Source organism: Streptococcus sp. GMD4S, assembly GCF_000296955.1.
On sequence record NZ_AJRE01000338.1, the window covers coordinates 1 to 759 of the forward strand.

A 759-nucleotide genomic window follows, 5' to 3' on the forward strand; every position below is an offset into this window, starting at 1 on the left:
GTGAGTTTTATCTCTATGCAGAGACCAATATGCAGAGTGTTCGCGCAGAAGTAGAAAGAATTCAGCCAGACTTCCTCATTATTGACTCTATCCAGACTATTATGTCTCCTGAGATTTCAGGGGTGCAGGGGTCTGTTTCTCAGGTACGTGAGGTGACAGCTGAACTTATGCAATTAGCGAAGACTAATAACATTGCCATCTTTATCGTAGGGCATGTGACCAAGGAAGGAACCTTGGCGGGTCCGCGTATGTTGGAGCATATGGTAGATACAGTGCTTTACTTTGAAGGGGAACGTCACCATACCTTTCGTATCTTGAGAGCAGTCAAAAACCGTTTTGGTTCCACTAATGAGATTGGCATCTTTGAGATGCAGTCGGGCGGATTGGTTGAGGTGCTCAATCCGAGTCAAGTTTTCCTAGAAGAGCGTTTGGATGGAGCGACTGGCTCATCAATTGTGGTGACTATGGAAGGAACCCGTCCGATTTTGGCGGAGGTTCAGGCTTTAGTGACACCAACTATGTTTGGAAATGCTAAGCGCACAACGACAGGTCTTGATTTCAATCGTGCAAGTCTGATTATGGCTGTTTTGGAAAAACGAGCAGGGCTTCTTTTGCAAAATCAGGATGCCTATCTCAAATCTGCTGGTGGTGTGAAATTGGATGAGCCTGCCATTGACTTAGCCGTTGCAGTGGCTATTGCCTCTAGTTACAAGGACAAGCCTACCAATCCTCAGGAATGTTTTGTGGGTGAACTGGGCT

1 pseudogene is annotated in these 759 nt (G+C 46.2%); it reads left to right on the forward strand.

Features of this window, described 5'->3' with window-relative positions:
* A pseudogene (locus GMD4S_RS09770) lies at positions 1 to 759 on the forward strand (DNA repair protein RadA); the annotation flags it as partial.